Genomic DNA, 24,728 nt, shown 5'->3' on the forward strand with positions numbered 1-24,728 from the left:
CCAGGCGATTTTGATGAACCGCTTCAAATCGAACGATTAAGTCGGGTGTGTCCAAAAAGACCAAATCCACATTATCAAAACCATTGCGAGTCAAGTCTGCCAGGATGTCCAGTTTTTGAGAACGTAAAGATGAGTCGCGTGGATAAATACCAAGGTCTATGTCACTCTCAGCATGAGTCTTGCCATTGGCAACCGACCCAAATAAATATACAGCCTGAATGTCTGGATACTTTTTGAATATCTTTGGCAATATTTTCAAATCGGGAAAATTCTGTTTCATCTTTTTGATTTTACCAGCGAAGGACTTATTTCTTTCAACGTGATATGCAATAAATTCAACGTATTCTTCCAATCATCCACCTGCGAAACGCTGATGGGGGAGTGTGTGTAACGGTGCGGCACAGAGACCGAAACGACAGGCACACCTGTGCGAGATTGTTGAATTGCACCCGCGTTCGTGCCGCCCCCACCCGGCTGACGGAATTGATATGGGATCTTATTTTTAATGGCTGTTTCTTCAAGAAATTTTACGAGGCGTGGGTCATCAATAGTAGATGAGTTTGCCATGTAGATGGCAGGCCCCAGCCCAAGCCTGGTGTTGTAGGTATAGTTTTCATGTCCTTCAAAATCGGGCAGGTCACGCGCTGGCGTGGAATCGACGGCAATCGCCAGATCGGGGTTGAAATAATACCCCGCAACTTTTGCTCCGCGCAATCCAATTTCCTCCTGCACGCTAAAGGACAGACATAACTCGATATCCTTTGGAGCATGTTTCAATAGCTCGATCAAAGTCGCCACTCCAATTCGGTCATCAATGGATTTGGACATGATGGATGGGCCGACTCGCTTGAATTTTGTCGCGAAGGTGGCGCGATCACCTACATTTGCTTTGCCCTCGGGGCCGAGGTCAATACGCATGGCGTCAACTTCAATAGTATGTAAACGATCTTCCGCATTGGTCATGTGAATGGGCTTCGCGCCGATCACGCCAACTACATGCTCCTTGCCAACGATAACCTGTTTGCCAACCAAATGACGCGGGTCGATGCCGCCGACAGTTTCAAATTGGAAAAAACCTTCACCGTCATCAGCCACGATCATAAAACCGACTTCATCCATGTGGGCATCCAGCAGAACGCGCAAAGGTTTTTTGCCCGCGCCTTTTTTGAGCGCGAGCACACTGCCAAGCGCATCCACCTTTACTTCGGCGGCGTATGGTTTGATTTCCTCCAACACAATGCGCCGTACTTCGCCTTCATCGCCTGAGACGGCCATTGCATTGCATAATTTTTCAAGCAGGTTGATTTGTGTTTTGCCAATGGAAAGCATAATGTTACATTACCTTATCGAAATCTTCCTCGCTGAGCGGAGCGTAGCGCAGTCGAAGCGCGGGCGGCATGAATACATAAACTTTTATGCAACCTGTCCTTCGACTACGCCACACAACTGGCAGGAGCGTGTGGCCCCGCTCAGGACGAAGGGATTAATCCCAGACTATTCTTTCAATAAAATCCGCTTCAAGCGAAGCGATGAACTCAGCCAACAGGCGCCCTGCACGTTGAATATCCTTGATTGACACAAGCTCCACAGGCGTATGCATATATCTTTCTGGAATGCTTAGGAGCATGGTCGGAATGCCCTCGGCGATCAATTGCATGGCGTCTGCATCGGTGGATGAATATTCAGGCATCAGGTCATTTGCCACAGGGATTTCAATTCGTTCAGCAACTTCTTTAAAGCGTTTGTATAAAAACGGGTGAATACTTGGGCCGATCCCAAGCGTTACGCCTTTGCCAATCGGGAAGGTTTGATAGCCGCTTGCGCCAGTGCCTTTGCCGAAGGTCATATCCACTGCAATCGCAATGGTGGGCCTGATCTGAAATGCGGAGGTTCGCGCGCCGCCCAGGGTAACTTCCTCCTGGACTGACGCCAACGCCCACACATCCCAAATATGCGACTTAGCCTGCAATTCTTCGAGGCAGATGGTAAGTGCTGCGACAGATGCGCGATTGTCCAGCGTGTGACCGCTTACGCATCCACCTGACATTTCAACTGGTTCTGTGTTAAAGGCGACTCTATCCCCAATCCTGACTCGCTTCGAGACTTCGTTTGGCGTGAGGCCCGTATCTACCATAAGATATTTCAAGGGGATGACGCCACTGCCTTCACCTTCAGGTAGAAGATTGGCTGGCGGCATAACGATCACACCATATAGATCCTCTTCGCTCTCCGAAGCGTGGACAACAACGGGCGTGCCAGGCAGAACTCTTGAATCTATACCGCCAATGTTGGTAACGTAGAGGAAACCGTCCACGATGCGTGAGACCATGAGACCAATTGAATCCATGTGGGTGGCGATGAGCACGGATGGGCGCGGGGATTTATCAGTGGAGCGAATGCTTTTAGTTTGCGAACCCTTTTTCAGCGCATGAATTGAACCGAGGTTACTTCGCGTGAGTTTATCCACCAGCGGAGTCCACTTTTGTTCGATGAGATTCGCAACAGGAGTTTCATGTCCCGATAAACCTGCAACCGATATGATTGATTTGAGAAATGGAAGAATGTCGGTCATGTTTAATTGAAGAAGACCCTAAAGGTTTTCATAATGATCGGATTTGCTGATTTCAAAGGAAACCTTTAGGGTCTCATCATTATCCACCAAAGGCTGTTGGGGATGCGGTAGGTGTGAAGGATGGCGTTTGTGTGGGTGTGTTGGAAGGCGTTTGCGTTGGCGTGTTGGAAGGTGTTTGCGTGGGTGTATTTGACGGCGTTTGGGTTGGCGTCCGCGAGGGTGTAATTGATGGTGTGTTCGTCGGCGAAGGAGATATGGTAGCTGTGGCCGTAGTAGTAGCCGTAGGTGTGGGTGTTACGGTAAATGTTGGTGTGTTTGTAGCTGTGAATATCAGTGGAGTCGGACTGAGGGTTGGAGTGCTGCTAATTGTTGCTGTAGCCGTGGGGGTGACAGTTGCGCGTACATCTGGGGCAAATGATAGTGCAATAAATCCAGCACAATAGCAGGGGATGGTGGCAATGATGACCGCGAGGATTCTCATGCGGCGACGTGTGCGGGGTGTGTCGGAATCTATCATATTGCTTCGATTATAATCCATCATCATGATTCCCCTTCATCTACGCATTTCAGGCTTTTTATCCTACCGAGACCCGGTAGAGTTGGACTTTAATTCATTCGATCTTGCATGTATCTCTGGAAACAATGGCGCGGGGAAATCATCCCTGTTGGATTCGATCACATGGGTTTTGTTTGGCGAGGCACGTGGGAAAAGCTCGGATGTCATCAACCTAAACCAGGATGTGAAGGCCGCAGAAGTGACATTGACTTTTTCTTATGAGAATAACATTTATCGTGTGCAAAGAACGCTGCCGCGCGGCAAGAATACTGTGCTTGAGTTTCAAGTGCTGGATGACGGACGACAGGGTGCACAAAATGGCCCAAAGTCCATAGTCAATGGTCAATGGAAACCATTAACTGAAAAGACTACCAGAGATACCCAGGCGCGGATCGAACAGACTCTACGACTCGATTACGAGACCTTTATCAACGCATCCTTTTTTCTACAAGGTAAGGCGGACCAATTCACGCAAAAGAAAGCCAGTGAACGCAAGACTGTGCTGAGCACTATCCTTGGGTTGGAGATTTGGGATACATATAAGGAACGCACGGCTGAAAAGCGTAAAGCCATCGAAAACGAAGCCACTACAATTGATGGGCGTATCGCAGAGATTGATGCAGAACTTGGCGAGGAAGATGCGCGCAAATCCCGTTTGAAGGAACTCGAAAGCGGTCTTGTTCAATTGACATCCGCACGTTCAGCGCAGGAAAAGATCCTGGAAAATATCAAACAAACTGCGGCGGTGTTGAACGAGCAACGTAAATTGGTAGATACCTTGTTGAAGACACTTGAAAATTCACGCGAATCACTTGCAGGTATTGAATTGCGCCTTGCACAAAAGTCGTTGGATCATGCCAAATATGCCGACCTGATGGGCCGCGCGAAGGAAATCGAATCCGCGTACAAGGCGTGGCAGAAGGCGCGCGCTGAAGTTGAAAAAATGGATCAGGTCGCAGCGCAATTCCGTGAACAAGATGAAAAACGCCAACCCCTGCTGCGCGAGATCGAAGTGGAAAAGGCAAAACTGGAACAGGAACGTGATGGTTTGGATGATCAGTACTCAGTAATTAGTGATCAGTTAGTAGTGATGGATGATCTTGAAAAGCAAATCGCTGAGGCGGAAAAATCCTTGAGCGAAGTTGAGACGAAGATTGAGGAACGCAATGACTTGGAAAGCAGGCGAAGTGAAGCACGTGAGCGATACGCGGCATTGAAAGCCGAGAACGAAACCCTGCGCAGGGAAATGGATGAATTCAAAACCCGCATCGAATCGCTGGAGAAAGCAGAGGGCGCAACCTGCCCATTATGCGGACAGGAATTGAGCGAAGCCCATCGCAAATCCACGCTTAAGGAATTGAATAAGGAAGGCAAACAAAAAGGGGATCGGTTCCGTGCGAATAAAAAAGAGATCGAAGACATCGAAAAAGAAATTACGGATTACGAATTGCGAATTTCGCAATTTGCCAATGTAGAAAACGAACGTCTCAAACACTCAAATTCAATTTCGCAGCTCACCGAGCGCACTGAATCCCTGCGGGCGCTTGCCAGGGAGTGGAAGCTCATTGGTGAAAAGCGTTTGAAAGAAATTACAAGATTGTTGGAAAGCCGCAAGTATGCCAATGAAGCACAAAAGGAACTCGCCAAGTTGGACAAGGAACTTGCCAAACTTGGTTATGACATCTCCGCGCATGACGAAGCCCGCAGGCAGGAGATCGAAGGCCGCAGCGTGGAAGAAGAATACAGTAATCTAAAATCTGCGCGTGAAGTGAGTAAGCAGATCGAAGGCGAAATTGAAAGCCTGAAGTCGGAAATGAAAAACCGCAAGGCTGAGGTTACCAGCCAGGAAAAAGATCATAGCAAAGCCGCGGCTGTGCTCGAAAATGCCGAATCACAATTACCAGACCTGGATGAAGCGGAGCGCGAATTGTTCCGCTTGCGTGAAGATGAAAACCAAAGCCGCAGTGAATTGGGCGGCGCCGAACAAAAGGTGAAGGCACTGGATACATTGCGCACGCGCAAAGCGGATTACGAAATTCAGCGCGAGGGACTAAATCAAAAAATCGCGCATCACAAATCGTTGGAGCGTGCTTTTGGCAAGGATGGCGTGCCCGCGCTTCTGATTGAACAGGCACTTCCGCAAATTGAGCAAAAGGCCAATGACCTGCTTGACCGTTTGAGCGATGGCCAGATGTCGATTCGCTTTGTGACACAGGAAGCCTATAAAGATAAAAAACGTGACGACTTAAAGGAAACGCTCGATATTCAGATCAGTGATTCGGCGGGCACGCGCGATTATGAAATGTATTCAGGTGGCGAGGCCTTTCGAGTCAACTTTGCGATTCGACTCGCACTTTCAGAGATCCTTGCGCAGCGCAAAGGCGCACGTTTGCAAACCCTCGTGATCGATGAAGGCTTCGGCTCACAGGATGTGCAGGGCCGCCAACGGCTGATCGAAGCCATCAACATTGTCAAAAATGATTTTGCAAAAATCCTGGTCATCACGCATCTGGATGAACTCAAAGATGCATTTCCCAACCGAGTTGAGGTTGAAAAGACAGAGCGGGGAAGCACCGTCAAAGTTATATAACAATAAACAAAATTCGTGATGCGTAATTTGTAAATTGCGTATTGCGAATCACGCATTCTTGTCATGCCTTACTTCATCACATCCACAATTTTTTTCATTCTCGGCCTGCTCATTATTTATTGGGTTCACAACCAATATCATCTTGATATCGTTGTCACGCCTGTGCCACCTCCAACCCCTTCGGGCGCGCCGCTCATTTCCATTTGCATCCCTGCACGTAATGAAGAAAATAATATTCGTAAATGTGTTGAATCTGCCCTGAGGCAGGATTACCCAAATCTCGAAGTCATTGTTTTGGATGATCGCTCCACTGATACGACTCTGACTCAATTAAGAGAGATCGCATCCCGTGACTCTCGCCTCATCCCAATCAGCGGCTCAGACTTACCCGAAGGCTGGGCTGGCAAACCTCATGCCTTATACCAAGCCTCGGCAGTTGCCCGCGGCGAATGGCTGTGTTTTGTAGATGCGGATACTTTCCTCGAATCTCAAGCCCTCTCCTCCTGTTATGCCAAAGCCATCGAAACAGAGGCCGATCTATTTACAGTCATGTCTGAGCAGATACTGGGTTCGTTCTGGGAAAAAGTTATCATGCCATTGGTGATGACAGCGCTCTCAGTCGGATTCTCGCCGCGCAAAGTCAATGACCCGTCCCGCCGCGACGCGGTTGCCAACGGACAATTCATCCTGATCAAACGCAGTGTTTATGATGCAATCGGCGGGCATGAAAAAATTAAAGATCAAATTGTGGAAGATAAAGCCATTGCTGAGCAAGTGAAGTGGAATGGATATCATCTCGTGGTAGCAGACGGTACACGAGTCGTGAGCACACGCATGTATACGTCTCTTTCAGAAATGTGGGAAGGCTGGACGAAAAATATTTATCTCGGTTTGCGAGATCATCCAGCTATGCTATGGCTCGGTGCATTCGGTGCGACACTTGCCTTGATCGCCGCGTTATTCCTGCCCATTTGGCCTTTGCTTGGGTTGAATTGGTATCTCAAAGGCGGCGGCTGGATGGCAATTGGCGTAGTCATAAAGTCATTGATCGTTTGGAGCTTTTTGATCTACGCCCGCGCGAAGGTGGCACACGGAATGAATATTTCAGCATGGTATGCGCTGGCCACTCCGCTCGGGGCAGGTGTATTTGCCGCCATGATGTTGACCTCCGCATGGAAGGTGATTTCAGGCAAGGGCGTGATCTGGAAGGGGAGGACTTATCACAGCACATAAGGATTGGAATAGCATTCTCTGTCATGCAAAACCAAGTAATTTCGTCATTGCGAGCCACCGCTCTTGTACTTTGGCGGCGAAGCAATCTCCATCGCCTGTGGGATTGCTTCGGGCAAAAAAACAAGAGCGCCCTCGCAATGAAGGATATACAGTAGAGAAAATAAAAAGATATGAAAAAAGGAAACTGAGAGGTATGAAAAGAATATGGATGTTCGTTTTGGTGGGGATGTTGTTATTGAACGCGTGCGGTGTTCCAAAAAATGACCTGATCGAAGCCAGCAATTATTGGGCGCGTTCGGGGGTGAAAGACGGCACCAGTGCAGCTTACATGCTGATCGCCAATGGTACGTCACAGGATGATGAATTGATCGGCATCTCATCTGATCTGGCCGCGGCTGTGGAGGTCCATCTAAGCCAGATGGGTCTTGATGGTGTGATGCAGATGCTTCCGCAGGAATCTGTGGTGATTGAGGCAGGTGGTGAATTGGAGTTGAAGCCAGGCAGCTATCATATTATGCTGATCGGCCTTAAGCAGGATTTGAAAGTGGGCGACAATATAACGCTGATACTTCACTTCAAAAATTATGAAGAGATAACTTTGACTGTCCCTGTGAAAGATGCCGCAGATATGGGCGGCTCTGGCATGGATATGACGCCATAAGAGTTCGTACTCTTGCCACTACATCTTCTTTTTTCCACCTCACTACAAATCGTAATGAGGTGGTTTTGTTTTGGGCATAACATGCTTGGGCGTGGCGAATTCATTTATGTTGTATCAGGCATGAGCGGGAAGAGACGCGAGGGTCATCATAATTGGACAATTCTGATGATATTGACTGAATCAGGTATTGATTCTCAATGGCAAATTGTGATAAAAGTTACAAGAAATTCCTCTACTGTGCTTTATATTAAGCGTACGTTAATTTATGAGAGGTCAGCCTATGTCAAAGATTCCTATCATTGCCATTGCAATTGCGGTCATAGCGTTGGGATATTTTGCGTTTGTGACCGATGCCGCCTCCTATGGAGGTAGCGCCCCGGAAACTTGTGCCAATTGTCATTCGATGGATTCACAATATGAGAACTGGTATCACGGTGCGCACGAGAATTGGGCAAAGTGTACTGATTGCCATTTGCCGCATGATAATTTCGTTGTGTATTATGCCGAGAAGGGCAGGCAGGGCATGAAAGATACCTATGCCTTTGTAACGGGGAATATTCCCGTGATGATTCGTGCCAGTGATGAAACCAAAGAGATTGTGCAAGCCAATTGCATACACTGTCATGAAGATTCAGTGGAAAATATTGTGATGGGTGAGCAACCCTTTGACCGCTATTGCTGGGATTGCCATCGCGAGGTTGCACACAGCGCACGCGGCGCTTCAGGCGTGCCTTATCAAGATTCAAGTTTCTATCCTACCAAGTAAGGAGAATGATCCGATGAAAAATTACACTACACTTATTCTGGCTGGCCTTGTTATTGTTTTGGCTGTTGCGCTGGTCGGCGTTTTGACTTATGTGAAGAATCAACCTGCGGAAGTACGCACTGTTGAGCCCCTGGTCGAGATCGCCCCCATGGAACCTGATTCGTCATTGTGGGGCGTGAACTTCCCCAACCAGTATGATACGTTGATGAAGACCAAAACCAATAACGTTGATACAACCTATGCGGGCTCTTCACAATTTTCCTGGCTGGAACGCGACCCGCGCCAGGTGATCCTATTTGCTGGTTACCCCTTCAGTAAGGATTACAACGATGATCGCGGACATGCCAATGCGCTGGATGATGTGCGTGCCACCAAGCGTTTGAACTTGAATGATGAAGACCCCAAACATACGCCTGCCACATGCTATTCCTGCAAATCATCGGCCAACCCTGGCTTGTGGGATGAACTGGGCATGGAAGCCTATGACGCCATGACATTCAATGAAATGACACCCAACATCAATGAATCAATTGGATGCGCCAACTGCCATGAAGCCGGAACCATGCGCCTGATCGTAACCAACCCCGCGCTCGAAGAAGCACTTGAACGACAGGGCAAGGATTGGACCACCTTCACCCGCCAGGAAATGCGCACGGTTGTGTGTGCGAACTGCCATGTTGAATATTATTTCAAGGGCGATGGCAAGTACCTGACCTTCCCTTGGGATAACGGCACAAAAGTTGAAGAGATTATCTCGTATTACGAAGAATTAGGTTTCAAGGATTGGGTCTATCCCGAAACAGATACACCCATGCTCAAGGCCCAACACCCTGAGTATGAATTCTTTACCGCTGGTTCCACACATTACAATGCCGGTGTATCCTGCGCCGACTGCCACATGCCGTACGTCCGCGATGGCGCAAGCAAATATTCATCACATGATGTTCATAGCCCATTGCTTAACCCTGAGCAGGCTTGCGGTCAGTGCCATACCGATACAGAATATGTGATTGGCCGTGTGGCCAGTATTCAACAGCAAGTTGCTGAGACAAAGATCGATACGGAAGATGCGATCATCGACGCCATCAACGCCATCAAAACCGCCGTTGCTTCTGGAAATGCTGATACAGCCCTGCTTGATGAAGCCCGCAAACTGCATCGTGAAGCGCAATTTATGTGGGATATCGTTTCTGCCGAAAATAGCACAGGGTTTCACAACCCTGAATACGCACTTGAGGTTCTCGCCAAATCCGCCAACCTTGCACGCCAGGCTCAAATGCTGGCCGCGCAATCTGTAGGAGATACGTCACTACTGGCGACGGACACATACTATCCTGCTGAAGAAACGGCTCCGTAATTAATAATGTAGTAACGTTCGTGAAGCGCTCCCCGTCATTTCTGGCGGGGAGCTTTTTCAATGGGAACATTTTCTAAAATGGCATCGTCAATTGAGAATAAGGAGAAAAAATGAAAAAGATTATCTTATTGGCGCTCGCCCTTGTCCTCACTGCCTGCTCGGTTGGAGCATCATCTGAACTCGATAAGAACCTTGCCAAATGGAAGGCTGCAAATATCACACATTATCGTTACAGCCTCTTCATCGGCTGCTTTTGCCCATTTAGCGACGACATGCCGCTGACCATTGAAGTGAAAGATGGTGAAGTCGTTTCGATGACTCGCGTTGATGGAACCCCTGTCGACCCGTCAGATTTATCTTACGATGTTTACGAATCCTACGCGACGATAGACCGCGTCTTTCTTGAACTGGAGGCTGAGATTGCAGGAGGGGCAGACGAGGTCACTGTGGAGTATGACCCAACTTACGGCTTTCCTGTCAACATCGCCATTGACCAGATCAAAGAAGCGATAGACGATGAACTCTCGCTCTATATCTCAAATTTTGAAGTGTTGGAATAAACAATTAAAACATAACTCACCCCAAGATTAATCTTTCGTGGGTGAGTTTGTTTTTAAGAGCAAAGCTGGACGCAGATGAACGCAGAAAGCGCGGATTCTTTTTTGAATCCGCGTTCGTCCGCGTCCTATATTAAATTTTGGGCTAATTGTGTTTTACGAATCCAGCCATTGGCTGAATATCTCTTTGTCGGCCACCTGGATGCGCCGATCTTCCATTTTGATCGCCCCGCTTCTTTCCATTTCCTTTAATGAACGCGCCACCACTTCCCGCACAGTTCCCAGCCTTGCAGCGAGTTGCTCCTGCGTCCAGGGCGGCCCAGATTTTTCCTGGGGCAGTTCGGAGATGAGTCGCGCAAGTCGGTGGGTGACCTGATAAAAGGCCATCTCGCTTACCATCCGCACCATGCCGCGTAACATTTTGCCAAAATTCACCAACACCTTTTGCGCGAAGGCAGGGTGAGCCATCACGAGTTCATGAAGCTTTTTGCTGCTGATCACCCAAACACGGCAGGTTTCCAGCGCCTCTACATTGACGGGGTTTGTCCCTTCATCAAATGCAGGCACTTCAGCAAATGTATCGCCTTCCTGCAAAACGCGGACAATATACTGCCGTCCCTGAGGCGAGAGTTTGAATATCTTGGCGCTGCCCTGTTCAACGATATGCAGACCGTCGCATGGGTCATCTTCCCAGAGCAATACATCGCCGCGCTGATATTCGCGCAGGATCATATGTTCAGCGATTTCTTTGAGCATATTTTCTGTAAGATCATCAAAATATACATTTCCCCGCAATATTTTAATTCTTTGTTTTAAGTTCGTTTCAATCGATCTCATGGCTGGGGTTATATATTCTCGCCGAGCAGAACCTGGTCTGCGCCGCGATCTATCTCCCAGGGATAAACTATATACGCATCGGTGGTGGCCGCATAATAATCAGGGCGTACAGTGCCAAACAAATTTCGATAAGGGTTGAAATGCAAAACACAAGTCTCAGGGAATCCGCCAGCTGCAGAAACACGGTTCTTCACGGCTGTGATGGTACGCCCTGAACCCCAAACGTCATCTACGATCAAGGTTGGGCGTCCGCGTAATTTATCTTCTGCGGGGAATTGAATGAATTCAGGCCATGCCATGAAAGCGGATGATTTCTGGCTTTCCATTTGCGCGGGAAAATCCACTGCGGCGGTGAGGATGTGGGTGATATCCATGGCTTCGGCCAGCAGACCGCCAGGGATGATCCCCCCGCGCGTGATCAATACCATCGCTGTAAATTCGCGTTGGAATTGGGGAACAAGATGGTCGATCAATTTATCCAGTTCTTCCCAGGAGATCATTTCGCGGCGGGGTTCAGATGGCATGGTTGTATTCCTTATCAATTTGAGTGGAAAAGTTATCAGTTGGAAAAAGCTTTGTTACGCCAGAGCAGCTGCGAGCGGAGCTGGAGCCGCAACCTGTATCGAGCGTCCCTCTACTTGGGCAACTTCCACGTCACGCGCCCATATGTAAAGGCAGGTGTGATAAGCGGTGCTGGTGTAGGAACTGAACAGGCTGGCAACCATCACGAAGCTAAAGAAGATCAACGCGCCGAGTGCAATGCCAATGACCAAAATGACGGTGCTGCTGCCAGCTACATAAGCGATGCCGCCGCCGATGGCAATGGCCAATACAAGGCCTATCATGGCAAATACAAAACCGATCAGCCCTGTTACAAAGCGCACACCTACGGTGCTGATACCGATCAGCAAAAGATTTTCCTTTGTGATCTTCACGATGCGAGCTAGGCCGTCTTCGAGATTCAGATCATCAATGACCATGGCGGGCAAAACCAGAAGCGCGGCTTCGGTCCACAAGGCTTCAACAGCCCTCATGGCGGTGCGCAGGATGCTCCCCAAAACATTATTTTTTCTGTTGCTATTCGCCATGTTTCGCAGGATGCCCACCAAAGTGGAAACCGCTGCGAGCGTGAGAATATCAACGAAGTCGCGGCGGACGATGGCCCAGGCTTCACTCATGCGCCCGTCACCTTTGGTGAGGTATCCATAAATAAGATGAATGGTCATGGCTGAAAAAAGATAAGTTACTGTAAATTGAACGAACATTAAGCCAGCGCCAAAAATGCCCATGATGATGCGCCCGAGCTGGCTATCACCCAGCAGAACAGCAGTAATGATAATGGGAATAATGCCGATGACTGAAATAATCATCCCAACAATCAGGGCATAAACGGAAGGTTTGAGCAGATCTTTGTCTTTGAAAGCCATGCTCCAGGCTTGCTTAAGAAAATTCCAACCTCGTGAAAAACTTTGCATAATTTATGCTCCTCTTTGTATAATGCGCTGATTATAGCAAACTTATCGGGTCAATTTCAATTCGCCAATCAGTTAATTTTATATCCCTCAACAATGCAGCGGGGTCAGGTGAGCGCACGACAATTTGCCAGCGATAGAGGCCATCCACTTTTGAAAAGAAGGATGGAACGGGCCCGATCAATTCCGTTTGACGACGACCCTCCGCTTCGATCTTGACCTTGAGCCTGACCGCTAATTTCTGAGCCTCTTCCTCCGCTTTGACATTGTCCGCGTGGCGATATTCCAGGCGTGCCAGTTTCGCAAAGGGAGGATAGCCCAAATGCTTGCGATAATCCAGCTCGCGTTCATAAAATCCATCCACATCATGCCCTGCAGCATGTTGAATCGCGTAATGCTCGGGCATGAAGGTTTGTAAAATGACCCTGCCTCCACGCGAGGAACGTCCTGCTCTGCCTGCAACTTGTGTGAGCGTTTGGAAAACTTTTTCACTTGCAAAAGGATCGGGCAGATTCAAACCCACATCCGCTAGCACAATGCCAACCAGAGTGACCAGAGGTAGATCCAGACCTTTGGCGAGCATTTGCGTGCCAACCAGTACATCGGCTTGATGATTTGTAAAATGAGTCAGGATGATCTCGTGTGCATCCTTTTGACGGGTGGTATCCCAATCCCAACGCAATGTGCGCGCCTGCGGAAACATGGATTTGATATCCGCTTCCACTTTTTCACTCCCCAAACCATATTCTCGAATTTGGTCACTGTTGCATTGCGGGCACTTGCTCGGCCTTTTGCGGGTGTAGCCGCAATGATGGCAGAGTAGGTCAAAAGATGCTGACGTTCGACCTTCGACTTTTGACCTTTGCCCTTCGACATGCATTGTCAATGGATTTTCGCAATTGGGGCATTTCAATACATGTCCGCAATCACGGCAAAAGATATAAGTAGCTGTGCCTCGGCGGTTGAGGAAGATGATGGCCTGCTCATTGCGTGAGAGCGTCTCGGCTAGTGATTCGGCTAAACTGCGCGAGAAGATTCCACGATTGCCATTCTTGAGTTCCTCGCGCATATCCACTACTTGCACAGGTGGAAGATTTGAGTCGGTGACGCGCTTCGGTAATTCCAATTTTTGGATGCGTTCGCTTTCGGCTTGAAATCTTTGCTCCACAGTTGGCGTGGCAGAACCCATTACACAGACTGCGCCGCATAAACGCGCATAATCCTGTGCGGCGGTCACTGCGTTGTAATATGGCGGATCGGCTTGATAATATGAACTATCATGGCATTCATCCACAACGATCAGGCCGATATTGGGCAAAGGTGAAAACAATGCAGAACGCGCACCGATGATGACATTTAGTTTTCCAGCACGCGCCCGCCGCCAGGTATCATACCTTTCGCCTTCCGATAATTTTGAATGCACCAGCCCCACCTGCCCGGGGAAGCGCGATAAAAATCGCCGCACTGTTTGCGGCGTAAGTGCGATTTCAGGAACTAAAATAATTGCCTGCCTGCCATTCTTAATCACATCTTCTGCGGCGCGTAAATAAATTTCAGTTTTGCCTGAGCCGGTAATTCCATATAAAAGAAATGAGTGATGGGTACCGAGTGACGAGATGGATTGTTTGATTTCCTGGAGTGCAAGCGACTGTTCGGAGGTGAGCGCTAACTCTTCGCTTAATACTTGTTTCTCAATCTTCCCCAACGGGTCTCTGAAAATTTCATTCTCAAACAATCGGATCAATCCGCGTTCTTCGAGTTCCTGTAAATCGGCCAGGTTGCAGCCTGTTTCAGCATAGACCCATGATAGGTTGATCGCATCAGGTTGTTGGATGAGGAATCGCAATGCGGCTTGACGACGGGCCAGAGTCTGCTTGGTGGAACCGAGCGAGTCCATTTCCGCTTCAGCCGCTTCAGGCTTAACCGACAGTTGAGCAACGCGAATGTGCTTTGGCCTCACCCGAGGCGGGGGAAGAACATTCTTTGTGGAAAGCACCCCCTTTTTTACCAGCATGTTTGCGGTCTTGCGCCAATCCACTTTAGCGAAGTGGGAGTCGATTTGCCGTCCACGTAATGTGCCGCGTTCACGAAGTAAAGTCACAAGGCGTGTTGCGACCTTGGATGTTTGATCTGAGTAATTCGTAATGCGTAATTCGTAATTGATGTCTGCTTGTTGGGATAAGCCTGTGGGAATCATCAGCCCTACGATGGCAGCTAGGGGATTCAGCGTGGACTCTGCCAAACGAAGGGCGAGGGCAATTTGCGGCGGAGTCAGAACGGGGGCAGGGTCGAGCAGGTCAATGATCGGTTTGAGATTCGGTATGGAGGATGAATCTGTCAATTCGATGACGATGCCCTGCACCGTCTGATTGCCAAATGGTGCAACAACCAAACAACCCGGCTGGATTTGCGAGACGAGTTCGGTTGGGGTTGTGTAATCGAAGATACCTGAGATGGCGGGGATGTTGACGGCGAGGCGGGCGAACATGAGTTGATTATAAGGGGAGTTTTAGGACTCCGCTCATTGGGTTCGCTTAAGCCGTGAGATTCTGGATTCCTTTGTGATGACCAGCGCACCATAACCAACCACAGACGAGTAATCTTTTGTAACATCGCCTGAGGTGGCGTAATTTAATATCTGGACTTTGTTAGCGCCGAGTTTTTGCGAGGCCCATAAAGATGCCGCAACTGCGGCGTGGCCACATGCAAAACCTTTACCGGTATGTTCGGCTTCAAAAATGGAATTGGGATCGAATGATTCCATGCAGGTGAGCATTTCATTGTCGAAAATGTGAGCGGTCTGCTGATCGTAAAAATGGGAGAGGTCAGTAGATGCAACGATGATGGCATTTTTCTTTTTGAGCGTGCGTGCCAATGCCATCCCCAGTTTTTTGGCAACGTTCTCTTCCTGTGCATGGATCATGATCGGCAAAAGTTTAAAATCGTTTTTGAGAACGCGCTGTAAAAAAGGAAGTTCGATTTCAAGTGAATGTTCCTTGTCGTTCGGGATGGGGGAGATGGGAATATCGAGATTTTTTTGCAGCTCTGCCAGCGCCTCTTGATCCACTTCGACATTACCAAGCGGTGTGGCGTAAGCTTGATGGCTGGTGGTAATGAGTTGATAGGGTGCGAAGCTGTGAAACGGAGAAAGGATGGCGACCAGGTCGGGGCTCAGTCCGCGAAGCGTGGCAAAGGCGTGGGCGGCCACGCGGCCAGAATATTTATGCCCTGCATGGGGGGCGATCACGCCGATCAACTTGCCTTTGATTTCAGGAAGTTTAGCATCCGCGAGATACTCATCCACAATAGCAGCGAGGGAGGTTGGCACCGCCTCGTACCATGTGCCTGCTATCGGAGAGGGACGGATGTTGAGCGCGTTCACGAAATTATTGTAGCATATTGGGAATCAAAAACCGAGGCCCTTGTGAGCCTCGGTTTGTATAGCGAATTCTTTTTATCCCTAGGGAATATAGTAAGAATTGATGGCATTGTTGATGGTATCCAATATTTCCTGGTCGGCATCATTTACCCATCTGGCTGTCAACAATAGGAAGGTTTTACGGTCACTCCCTCGAACTTCAAAGTAGGAGACGCCAGAATAGTCACCGCCTTTCGAAGTCCATTCAAGGCGTTCGGAGCCATCCTGCATGATCTGGTCGCTGGAGACGCGGATATCGCCTTCCTTGCCTGTATAGCTATAGTAGGTATTTATCAGATACAGTGCAAATACGGTGCTCTGCGTATTGTTGATGGCATCTCCATCGTTGTAAACCAGGCTCTCAATATCGGCAGAAACTTCATCCGGGGAGGTGAAGGTGTCTGTGTAAAGCACATCACCGACATTGTGTTCATAATACCAGTCACCAGGTAGATCGAATGCGAGCAGGTTGTTTTCATCCACGAAGGTGACGAGATCTGAACTGGTGCCGCTCTGTTGTGCCGGATTGCCCTGCGGGTTCTGCGGGGCGCCAATGGCGGGGTTACCCTGCGGGCTTTGCGGAGCGCCGGTGGTTGGCAAGAGGGCAGCAGTGGGAAGAGGCGCGCTGGTTGGAGGAGGCGGGTTGGTTGGAACAGTGGTGGGAGTGGGAGCTGCGCCGCCATAACAAGCCAAGCTTACTGCCAATAATAACGCAACAAAAACAAAGATCATACGGTAATTTGATTTCATATGAATATCTCTCCTGTTCTTTATGAAAAAATGAAATTTTCCGCAAGCATACTTCATAAATTATTAAATCGGAAGGTACACAGGTCATGGTGGCAGGTTTTCTAATGTTGAAACTGCATTTCAAAAAATATGCCCCTTGCATATGCTTCCGCTATCATGCTATTATGTCCGGGTAATACTGTTGATAGGGCAAGCTTTTTTGTTTTCTGCTTATTGGAGGCATTCATGAATAAGTCAAAGATCGGAATCCCGGTGGTCATTGCCATCATTGCCATTTGTCTGGCAGTTGTCTGCTGTACTGTTGTATTGCTTTATTTTTATGGTGATGCGCTGATCAGTGCATTGGGAGGCTCTTCGCCGATTCAGCCAGATATTCCGGGCCAGCCCATCGTCCCTTCTGATACATCCAACCTGCCGGAGTGGACCATCATCGTCTATGCAGATGCGGATGATGAAATTCTGGAAAGTGACATATGGTTTGATGTTAACGAGATGGAACTTGTCGGATCAAATCCGCAAATGAATATCGTCGTTCAACTGGACCGCGCCGTGGGTGGATTCAGCCAGGATGGTGATTGGACGGAGACCCGTCGTTATCTCATAACCCAGGATAATGATCTTAATCAGATCACATCCCCAGTCGTTGAAAATACCGGTGAAGCGGATATGGGGAGTCCGCAGACCCTGATCGATTTTGTTACCTGGTCGATCCAACATTATCCCGCTAAAAAATATGCGCTGATCATGTCCGACCATGGCAGCGGCTGGGCGAACGGATTCTCTGATCTCTCCTCCGGCAACACACTTTCCCTGCCTGAGATCACCGATGCGATTGCGCAAGTCCAGCAGACGATGGGCGGGCAGAAATTTGAGATCCTTGGCTTCGATGCCTGTTTGATGGGCATGATCGAAGTGTATGGTTCGCTCTACCCATATACGAATTACATGATCGCCTCGGAAGAAGTGGAGCCAGCCACAGGTTGGGCTTATGCCGCCTGGTTGGAGAAACTTGCCCAAAACCCGGCTGTGGGTGGACGCGAGGCATCACAATTTATCGTCTCAACTTATATTATTGAAGACACCCTGCTGACTTTAAGCCGCTCATCCGCTGAAATTACGGAATTTGAATCTGATACTACACTGAGCGCCATTGAGAGCGCGCGGGTGCCGGATGTGATCAGCACCATGAATCAGTTCATCGCCACGCTAACTGCGGTAGACCAGCAATGGGTGGCACAGGGACGCCAATATACCCGCAGTTTTTACTCTGTGTTTGATGAATCACTCCCATCTCCATATATAGACCTCGCTAATTTTGCGGAGGTCATGTCCACTACCAATGACCCGGCCATTGTGCAGGCCTATCAACAATTGAAAACCGCAATCACCAGCGCGGTCGTTGCCGAAAAACACGGCACCAGGATGAATGGCTCAACTGGTATCTCCTTCCATTTCCCTATTTCTGATATTTATGTCTTTACAGAGTTCAATGACCAGGCTCCGATCCACTATGCAACGGATGCATCCTATTTCCTTGAACAATCGTCTTGGGACGAATTCCTAGCCTTCCATTACACCGGGCAGGCCTTTGTGCCGGAAGATGGGCAGGCATTTGTCCCCAATCGTTCGGGTACGGTTACTGGGCCGGGCGCATCGGAATTTACCATTGCCCCCGTTCAACTTTCCGACACCGTCATAACCGGTGACGAAACCATAACGCTCTCCACAACGATTACCGGCGAGGTGTCCTACATCTACTTCATCCTCTTCTTTTATAACCCGGAAGCCGATGCTTATTGGGTGGCAGATACCTTCTATTACTTCGCTCCCGAAACGATCACCGTGGGCGGCGTCAATAGACCGGATTATGGCCCCAGCCCGATTCAGGTCAACTATGAATGGGTGCCGAGTCTGTGGGTGCTTAAGGACGGTGAACATGAGGAATTCGGCTTGTTCGAACCCGATGAATATTTGAGTGCCGAAGGAATTACAACCTATTCCATTTTTGGGCAGTACACCCCACTGAACGGATCTCCCGTAGATGCCAAACTTGTATTCGACCCGGACGGCAACCTGCTGCATGTCTTTGCACTGCCTGACCCTGACGGCGATGGCGTCTCTTCAGCCGTTGCGATCACACCGCAGATCGGCGATCAATTTGAAGACTACGTCCAATCCTATTACTTTGATGAAAACGATGAACCGTATTTTGATAATTCATTGGGCGGCGTTGTCTTCACTTATGGAGAACAGGGCTTTTGGTTCGAGTCGCGCTACCCTGTGGACGGTGATTATGCCGTCGGCTTTTACGCGGTTGACTTTGATAACAATACCAAGGAAAGCTACGAATACTTTACCTATCAGTTTGAATAATAAGAATGAAGCATGATAAAAAGACTTCGGAGTCTGCTACTCCGAAGTCTTTTTATTTCAATAAAACCTTTTGTGTTGCTTTGAAAGCTAGCGGGGGCAATTGGCTTTTGTCAAACCACTCTACTGCATCGGCGTCATCAGCGGGAGTTAATTCTCCATCCACCACCTCAGCCAGATAGACGATGATGAAGTCTGCGCCGCGCTCGTGCTCACGGCCAGAGATGATCTCCAGCACCCGCATCACACGCACGCTCAAACCTGTTTCTTCCAAACATTCACGCTCAGCTGCTTTGGCGGGGTCCTCGCCACCGTTCACGAATCCCGCAGGCAAAGTCCATAACCCGCGAAAAGGTTCGTTAGCGCGCCGTACAAGCAGTACGCGGCTGTTCTCTTCAACGAGGACAGCCGCAGCAACTTTGGGGTCTTGAAAGTAAATCCAATGGCATTGCGGGCAGACAGGGCGCAACATGCCAAATTTTTCTTCATACATAACCTGTGCCCCGCAACGCGGACAGAATTTTACAAAATGGTCATGGGCCATTGAAACATCATTGCCACTTGCGCACAGCAGATTGGCGCATGAACCACATCAGCAAGCCGCTGAACAGGATGATGATCAGTAACACGATCTGCCATGTGATTGGAACAACCGCTTCATTCTGGACCTCAGCCTGCTCCGGTAATCCTGATTCAGCTTCTGCCTCTTTGAGTGTTTGCATCGCGTCCGCAGCAGGTTCCTGGGTACGGGCATCGGCACCCAATGTTGGAGATGCAGGAGCCAATTCCATTGAGGGTTCTTCCACTGCGGGCGCTTCGGTTGCCGCTGGTGCCTCGGTTGCGGCAGGAGCTTCAGTAGCAGCACCTCCTCCACCACTACCAAATCCATAGGCTGCTTGCGGCGCTGATGCAGCGAATCTCATTTGCGGCGTTAGTAAATTAGCAGCAAATGAAATGACAAGCAAAATCGTTGCGAAGGCAGTTGAAAAACGGAAGAACGAATAGGCGCGCGGCAACGGCGGTTTTAACCCGACCATTTTTCTAGTCAACATGAAATTGCGTGGTGCTTTGCGATGGGGTAGTTTGCGGAAAACGCCTCGAGCGGCGCGAAGGTCATTTAAAACAGAGGCAAGTTCAGGGTCCGAAATGAGGCGGGATTCCAATCGCACTGATTCAGATGTATTAAGTTGCCCATCCAAATAGGAGGAGAGGAGTTCAATCTCGCGGAAATTTTTCATAGAATGCTTTCCCCTTCAAGACGAAATGAAGCGGGTAAAAGTTCCTCGAAGCCACGCAAGCATTCACGCAAGCGCAAACGTGCACGCGCGAGACGACTCTTGATAGTGCCAAGTGGAACATGAGCTGATGCGGCTACTTCGCTGTAATCCATGCCTTGAATATCGGCCAGCACAACTACAATGCGGAAGTCTGTTGGAAGAGCATCGAGACAATGTTGAATGGCGTGCTCGAGTTCATCGGCTTCAGATTTTTCCGCAGGGGTCATGTTTGTATCTGCCAGCCACTTTGGAGAATCCATTTCTTCGCCATCGCTGGTTTCGGGTTCAAGCGGGGTGATGGGACGTCGCTTCTGGCGGCGCAGTTCATCGTAGCAGGCATTGGTAACAGTTCGCATGATCCACGCTTTGAACGAGCCGCCGCGAAAAGATGAAATGCTGCGAAAGGCAGAGATGAAGGCTTCCTGTGCTGCATCCTGCGCAAGGTCTTCATCACCGAGGATACGCACGGCGGTATTGAAAACGGAATCTTGATAATGCAGGATCAACGAATTGAATGCATCAAGGTCGCCGTTTTGTGCAGAGTTGATGAGCGAAATTTCGTCCATGGATTCTATTTTACTCGCTTTATGCGTAGGCTGTCATTTCGACTCTTGTGTGGTCATTGCCTATTTTTTTGCCACAGAGTCGCGGAGAACGCAGAGAAATTCTTTTTATGCTCCGCGCCCTCCAGGTGAAATTTGGTTTAGGGATAACTTAGTTTATTTTTTTACCCGTTAGCATTTCCAGACGATCAATATACTCTTCCAAAACTGCGAAGGCATCTTCGATTGGGCCGGTGCTGGTCATGTCTACCCCTGCGAGTTTATAAACATCCATTGGTGGTTTGGAAGAACCCACTTTAAGAAAATTGATGTGGTCTTCCGCTGCATTTGGTGTACCGTTGAGAATGCGTTTGGCAATGGCATTCGCCGCGGAAATACCAATGGCGTATTGGAAGGAGTAGTAATCAATGTAGAGATGTGTAGTGAACGTGCCCCAGGTGATGCCGACCCGTTCGCGGTCTAGATTCATCTCCCCACCAAAGCCTTCGCTGAATAAATCCGCCATCAACTCGATCATCGAATCGGCGGTGAGGGGTTGTCCCTTTTCGATACGCTGATGGGTCTCAAGTTCGAAGCGCGCCAGAGTGGGCATGATGAAGAAGTAACGATGGAAGTTATCCATGGCTTCTTCGAGCAGAGCAATCTGGAAATATTTATCAGGGTTGGTATTGAGCAGGTGAGCACGGGCCATGGCCTGATTGAAGTTTGAGGCTGTCTCTGCAATGATGGAAGGATACAAATAGTAGAACATGGGTTGAGAGCGGCTGGCATAGTACGCGTGCATGGAATGACCGAGCTCATGCGAGAGCGTGCTCATACTGCCGATGTCATCGGTATAGCTCATCAATATGAATGGATGTGTATCGCTGGGAACGCGGGTCGAAAATGCTCCCTGGCGTTTGCCTACATTGGGTGACCAATCCACCCAGCGATCCTGTAAACATCCTTTGCGCATCACGCTGACGTACTCATCGCCCATTGGCGCAAGGCCTTCACAAATCCAATTGACGGCTTTCTCGAATGGGACGTTATGTTTTTTTGTGGTGAGCGGGGCCCAAACATCATAGGGATGCAAGGTCTTTACGCCCAAAGCCTTGCGACGAATCTTCCAGTAACGATGCCACAAAGGGAGATTCTTTTTGAAGATGTTGAGCAGGTTATGGAACATCTCTACGGGGACATTGCCATTGAAAAGCGTGGACTCGAGCGAGGAGTTGAAATTCCTCACTTTCATATTGAACACGTTTTGTTTGACGGAAGTGGTGAGATTATTCGCCAGGGTATTTTTGTGTTCGAGATATTCGTCGTTGTAATTTTCCCAGGCGGTCTGGCGTGCCTTGCGGTCTGAGCCGTTGAGAATGGCATCAAAGGTGCTTTGATTCAATTCAACTTTTTTGCCTTTGCTATTGCGCGCAGGCTTGAATTTGAAATCTGCATTGGCCAGCATATTGGCAGTGTTGCGGGTGCTGCTGAATGGGTCACGCAGCATACCAAGCAGTTCCTCCACTTCTGCATTGCGGACGTGGGCCTGTTTGCGGAAGAGATCGTTGAAGTAATGTTCGTATTGCTCCATGCGAGGATCATCTTTGAGCCATTGACGTAGTTTCGCTTCGCCAATGGTCAGGAGTTCAGGGTCAACGAAGGATGTGGCTGCGCCCACCTGAGCCATCGCGCTCATGGCTTTGCCGTTCATCGCCGCGCCTTGTTGATCACCAGTATCCACCGCGCTGGACATGGTGGCATAGACCTGCACTTTAGCGGCGCGCTTGGAGATTTCCTCGATGGCGTTCATCGCGTTAATAAAGGTATCAGGGCCGTCGCCAAGATGACTTTGATATTTTTTGATTCCCCCAAGGCTTTCCACAAGGCTTGTCACTTCTGCATCAAATGCCTTTGGTGTGGCAAATACGTTTTCAGCGTTCCAGGTTTGATTCTTCTTTACTTTTGAGCGGGAGAGGGGAGTGGTCATGGGATGATTTCCTTATCATGTTGTATGTTTTCAACGACGACCTATATGATAATCCCCCATCATGACCTTAGACAAGTTCCACTGAGTATCCGTTTCGTGAAGCGATCCGTTGACCCTCAATCCACCGTCAGCGCCTTGGACAAATTCCTCGGGAAATCAGGATCAATCGTTCGGATTGAAATCATCGCTCAGTTCATGGAAGCTGCTTCGACAAGCACAGTGCACCGCCTTCGGGCTGTTCATGCAAATTCAAGAAAGTGTGGGGGCGCGTATAAAAGACGTTTCCGCATTGGTTCAGGGGATTGTGTCTCACACAGAACGCGCAGTCGTTTCATTCGTGTTGCGGATTCAAGCAGGAAGAAAGGTTCTTTCAACGCCCCAATTTCTTTTGTCCATGCAGGCGGAAGTTGATGATTGCGTTGGGCAAGCAATTCAACCAACGCGGCGCTCACAACCAAGAGGCGTGCATCGTTCGTTGACGGGCGTTGGATGTTATTCCAGTCAACCTTTTCACGCGTTACATCCTGCACAAGGCTTCGTAACTTGAGATGGTCGCGATCAAGCGCGGCTTGGGAGAGTTGTTCAATCTGTTCCATACGTGTTTGGATGTTGTCTTTAGACTCTCGTAACCTGGCGTAAGTCTGCAATCACAGGCAGGGAGAATAGTTCCCTTCTCAGCAGACGGCTGGTAAAGAACAGCACTTCAAAATTCTCGATCTTGCCTGTTTTCGGGTTGAGACGAACAATGATCTCATCCTCCAACTCTTCAGATTCCTGTTCAGCGTAGGGCGTGACAGTGTTGATTTACAAAATATCTGCGTCACGGTCATATTGGAAAGTTAGCTTTTCTGCCATTCTATTTCTCCAACATGGCAATGATCGCTTTTCGAATCTCGCTCAACTTTTCTGGCTTTAGCGTTCCTTCAATCGAAATGATCAGACCCTCATTTGCCGTGAACAACTTTGACGGGCGCGCATAACTTTGAAGCCGCAACATTCCTGACTCAAAATCGGTCTGGGCGATAACGATTGCCTGAGCATCGCCATAAGGATTGCTCGTGATCTGGCATAGTATCCAGTCGCTTTTGTTGGCGCGTGCCAATACCACGGCAGGGCGAACTTTGCTTTCCGAAAGGTCGGAAAATGGAAAGGGCAGAACTACGACGTCGCCCGATTTAGGTATGACCATGCTTCATCCTCCTCTGGTCTCAGCCAATCTTCAGCAAGCGCGGCTTCGCTGAGCAAAGCCGTTTCAGCGACGGGAAGTGCAGGTTCATCGAGAATTACAAGCAATGCACGCCGCGCCCCTTGAAGCGGAATGGGCTGGAGAATTTTTACGTTCCCCTCTTCGTCAATTACTGCTTCAACTGTAAACATGGATTCTCCTTTTCAAAAACTTACTGGAAAGACGTCATGAACAATAAGTAGGAGTATTTTATCACCAACTGTTATTGCCACTCTTCAACCAGCCCGCGGACCTTTCCCACCACAGCGGACCGCGAAGCGTCCTTCATAACCTCTTCATTCCGAAAGCAGACGATCCGCAGCCCCATCTCACTCAAAACCTTTTCCCGCCTCGCGTCTTCTTCCTGTTGCAGATCATGGATGTCGCCATCCACTTCAATGACCAACGCCGCCTTGTGACAGTAAAAATCAACAATGAAGCCAGCAATGACCTGTTGTCTCCTAAAATGGACTCCCAACCTATTCCCGCGCAGTTCCTGCCAAAGGATTTTTCGGCAGGAGTCATGTCGCGGCCCCTCTGTCCGAAGGACAGAGG

The 24,728-nt window shown here is 49.1% G+C and carries 26 protein-coding genes; 8 read left to right on the plus strand and 18 right to left on the minus strand.

Annotated features, from left to right (window positions below; genetic code table 11):
- From AC14M5_RS13970 to AC14M5_RS13980, 3 genes are all read right to left on the minus strand, one after another.
- On the minus strand, positions 1-280 hold a 280-nt coding region (locus tag AC14M5_RS13970), incomplete at its 3' end, for a nucleotidyltransferase domain-containing protein (RefSeq protein ID WP_484030288.1).
- A complete protein-coding gene (locus tag AC14M5_RS13975; protein ID WP_484030289.1) occupies positions 277-1,329 on the minus strand; it encodes a M42 family metallopeptidase in 1,053 nt (350 codons plus the stop codon). The genes AC14M5_RS13975 and AC14M5_RS13970, both read right to left, overlap by 4 nt.
- Before the next feature lie 154 nt (positions 1,330-1,483).
- Positions 1,484-2,572, minus strand: coding sequence for a M20/M25/M40 family metallo-hydrolase (locus AC14M5_RS13980; protein ID WP_484030290.1), 1,089 nt, complete (start codon positions 2,570-2,572; stop codon positions 1,484-1,486).
- 113 nt (positions 2,573-2,685) lie between these two features.
- On the opposite strand from AC14M5_RS13980, the gene AC14M5_RS13985 reads away from it, so the two are divergent.
- The 7 genes from AC14M5_RS13985 to AC14M5_RS14015 all read left to right on the plus strand — a co-directional run bounded on the left by AC14M5_RS13985 (position 2,686) and on the right by AC14M5_RS14015 (position 10,295).
- The gene (locus AC14M5_RS13985; RefSeq protein WP_484030291.1) at positions 2,686-3,015 is read left to right on the plus strand and encodes a hypothetical protein; all 330 of its coding nucleotides are present in this window, start codon (positions 2,686-2,688) and stop codon (positions 3,013-3,015) included.
- Positions 3,016-3,114: 99 nt separating this feature from the next.
- Entirely contained in the window at positions 3,115-5,718 is a 2,604-nt protein-coding gene (locus AC14M5_RS13990; protein WP_484030292.1) for an AAA family ATPase, read from the plus strand.
- 63 nt (positions 5,719-5,781) lie between these two features.
- Positions 5,782-6,951, plus strand: coding sequence for a glycosyltransferase (locus tag AC14M5_RS13995; RefSeq protein ID WP_484030293.1), 1,170 nt, complete (start codon positions 5,782-5,784; stop codon positions 6,949-6,951).
- A gap of 193 nt (positions 6,952-7,144) precedes the next feature.
- Complete coding sequence (locus tag AC14M5_RS14000) at positions 7,145-7,612, plus strand: copper chaperone PCu(A)C (RefSeq protein ID WP_484030294.1); 468 nt, start codon at positions 7,145-7,147, stop codon at positions 7,610-7,612.
- 280 nt (positions 7,613-7,892) lie between these two features.
- Positions 7,893-8,378 (plus strand): cytochrome c nitrite reductase small subunit, encoded by a 486-nt coding sequence (gene nrfH / locus AC14M5_RS14005; RefSeq protein WP_484030295.1) that lies wholly within the window; start codon positions 7,893-7,895, stop codon positions 8,376-8,378.
- A 13-nt stretch (positions 8,379-8,391) separates the two neighbouring features.
- Positions 8,392-9,735, plus strand: coding sequence for an ammonia-forming cytochrome c nitrite reductase subunit c552 (locus AC14M5_RS14010; RefSeq protein WP_484030296.1), 1,344 nt, complete (start codon positions 8,392-8,394; stop codon positions 9,733-9,735).
- 110 nt (positions 9,736-9,845) lie between these two features.
- A complete protein-coding gene (locus AC14M5_RS14015) occupies positions 9,846-10,295 on the plus strand; it encodes a DUF6174 domain-containing protein (protein ID WP_484030297.1) in 450 nt (149 codons plus the stop codon).
- A 153-nt stretch (positions 10,296-10,448) separates the two neighbouring features.
- Here the strand turns inward: AC14M5_RS14015 and AC14M5_RS14020 are convergent, their stop codons facing one another.
- From AC14M5_RS14020 to AC14M5_RS14045, 6 genes are all read right to left on the minus strand, one after another.
- Complete coding sequence (locus tag AC14M5_RS14020; RefSeq protein WP_484030298.1) at positions 10,449-11,048, minus strand: Crp/Fnr family transcriptional regulator; 600 nt, start codon at positions 11,046-11,048, stop codon at positions 10,449-10,451.
- Positions 11,049-11,137: 89 nt separating this feature from the next.
- A complete protein-coding gene (locus AC14M5_RS14025; RefSeq protein ID WP_484030299.1) occupies positions 11,138-11,653 on the minus strand; it encodes a phosphoribosyltransferase in 516 nt (171 codons plus the stop codon).
- A gap of 54 nt (positions 11,654-11,707) precedes the next feature.
- The gene (locus AC14M5_RS14030; RefSeq protein WP_484030300.1) at positions 11,708-12,604 is read right to left on the minus strand and encodes a hypothetical protein; all 897 of its coding nucleotides are present in this window, start codon (positions 12,602-12,604) and stop codon (positions 11,708-11,710) included.
- Positions 12,605-12,635: 31 nt separating this feature from the next.
- Positions 12,636-15,089 (minus strand): replication restart helicase PriA, encoded by a 2,454-nt coding sequence (gene priA / locus AC14M5_RS14035; RefSeq protein ID WP_484030301.1) that lies wholly within the window; start codon positions 15,087-15,089, stop codon positions 12,636-12,638.
- Positions 15,090-15,122: 33 nt separating this feature from the next.
- Positions 15,123-15,983 carry an AmmeMemoRadiSam system protein B gene (gene amrB, locus AC14M5_RS14040; protein ID WP_484030302.1) on the minus strand — a complete coding sequence of 287 codons (861 nt, stop codon included), beginning with the start codon at positions 15,981-15,983 and terminating at the stop codon, positions 15,123-15,125.
- 78 nt (positions 15,984-16,061) lie between these two features.
- Positions 16,062-16,769: a hypothetical protein gene (locus AC14M5_RS14045; RefSeq protein ID WP_484030303.1), complete on the minus strand. Its 708-nt coding sequence runs from the start codon at positions 16,767-16,769 to the stop codon at positions 16,062-16,064.
- A 225-nt stretch (positions 16,770-16,994) separates the two neighbouring features.
- On the opposite strand from AC14M5_RS14045, the gene AC14M5_RS14050 reads away from it, so the two are divergent.
- The gene (locus AC14M5_RS14050) at positions 16,995-19,142 is read left to right on the plus strand and encodes a clostripain-related cysteine peptidase (RefSeq protein WP_484030304.1); all 2,148 of its coding nucleotides are present in this window, start codon (positions 16,995-16,997) and stop codon (positions 19,140-19,142) included.
- A 52-nt stretch (positions 19,143-19,194) separates the two neighbouring features.
- Here the strand turns inward: AC14M5_RS14050 and AC14M5_RS14055 are convergent, their stop codons facing one another.
- The 9 genes from AC14M5_RS14055 to AC14M5_RS14095 form a co-directional block, all read right to left on the minus strand.
- The gene (locus AC14M5_RS14055) at positions 19,195-19,683 is read right to left on the minus strand and encodes an NUDIX hydrolase (RefSeq protein ID WP_484030305.1); all 489 of its coding nucleotides are present in this window, start codon (positions 19,681-19,683) and stop codon (positions 19,195-19,197) included.
- A gap of 7 nt (positions 19,684-19,690) precedes the next feature.
- Entirely contained in the window at positions 19,691-20,377 is a 687-nt protein-coding gene (locus AC14M5_RS14060) for an anti-sigma factor family protein (RefSeq protein ID WP_484030306.1), read from the minus strand.
- Entirely contained in the window at positions 20,374-20,982 is a 609-nt protein-coding gene (locus tag AC14M5_RS14065; protein ID WP_484030307.1) for an RNA polymerase sigma factor, read from the minus strand. Before AC14M5_RS14065 ends, AC14M5_RS14060 begins: the two co-directional genes overlap by 4 nt.
- A gap of 148 nt (positions 20,983-21,130) precedes the next feature.
- Entirely contained in the window at positions 21,131-22,948 is a 1,818-nt protein-coding gene (pepF, locus tag AC14M5_RS14070) for an oligoendopeptidase F (protein ID WP_484030308.1), read from the minus strand.
- A gap of 239 nt (positions 22,949-23,187) precedes the next feature.
- Positions 23,188-23,544: a hypothetical protein gene (locus tag AC14M5_RS14075; RefSeq protein WP_484030309.1), complete on the minus strand. Its 357-nt coding sequence runs from the start codon at positions 23,542-23,544 to the stop codon at positions 23,188-23,190.
- A gap of 19 nt (positions 23,545-23,563) precedes the next feature.
- Positions 23,564-23,710, minus strand: coding sequence for a hypothetical protein (locus AC14M5_RS14080; protein ID WP_484030310.1), 147 nt, complete (start codon positions 23,708-23,710; stop codon positions 23,564-23,566).
- Positions 23,711-23,804: 94 nt separating this feature from the next.
- The gene (locus AC14M5_RS14085; protein ID WP_484030311.1) at positions 23,805-24,137 is read right to left on the minus strand and encodes a type II toxin-antitoxin system PemK/MazF family toxin; all 333 of its coding nucleotides are present in this window, start codon (positions 24,135-24,137) and stop codon (positions 23,805-23,807) included.
- Positions 24,107-24,325 carry a hypothetical protein gene (locus AC14M5_RS14090; RefSeq protein WP_484030312.1) on the minus strand — a complete coding sequence of 73 codons (219 nt, stop codon included), beginning with the start codon at positions 24,323-24,325 and terminating at the stop codon, positions 24,107-24,109. Before AC14M5_RS14090 ends, AC14M5_RS14085 begins: the two co-directional genes overlap by 31 nt.
- A 71-nt stretch (positions 24,326-24,396) precedes the next feature.
- Positions 24,397-24,728: endonuclease domain-containing protein (locus tag AC14M5_RS14095; RefSeq protein ID WP_484030313.1), on the minus strand; the 332-nt coding region annotated here is incomplete at its 5' end.

This window comes from Candidatus Villigracilis sp., assembly GCF_057083605.1.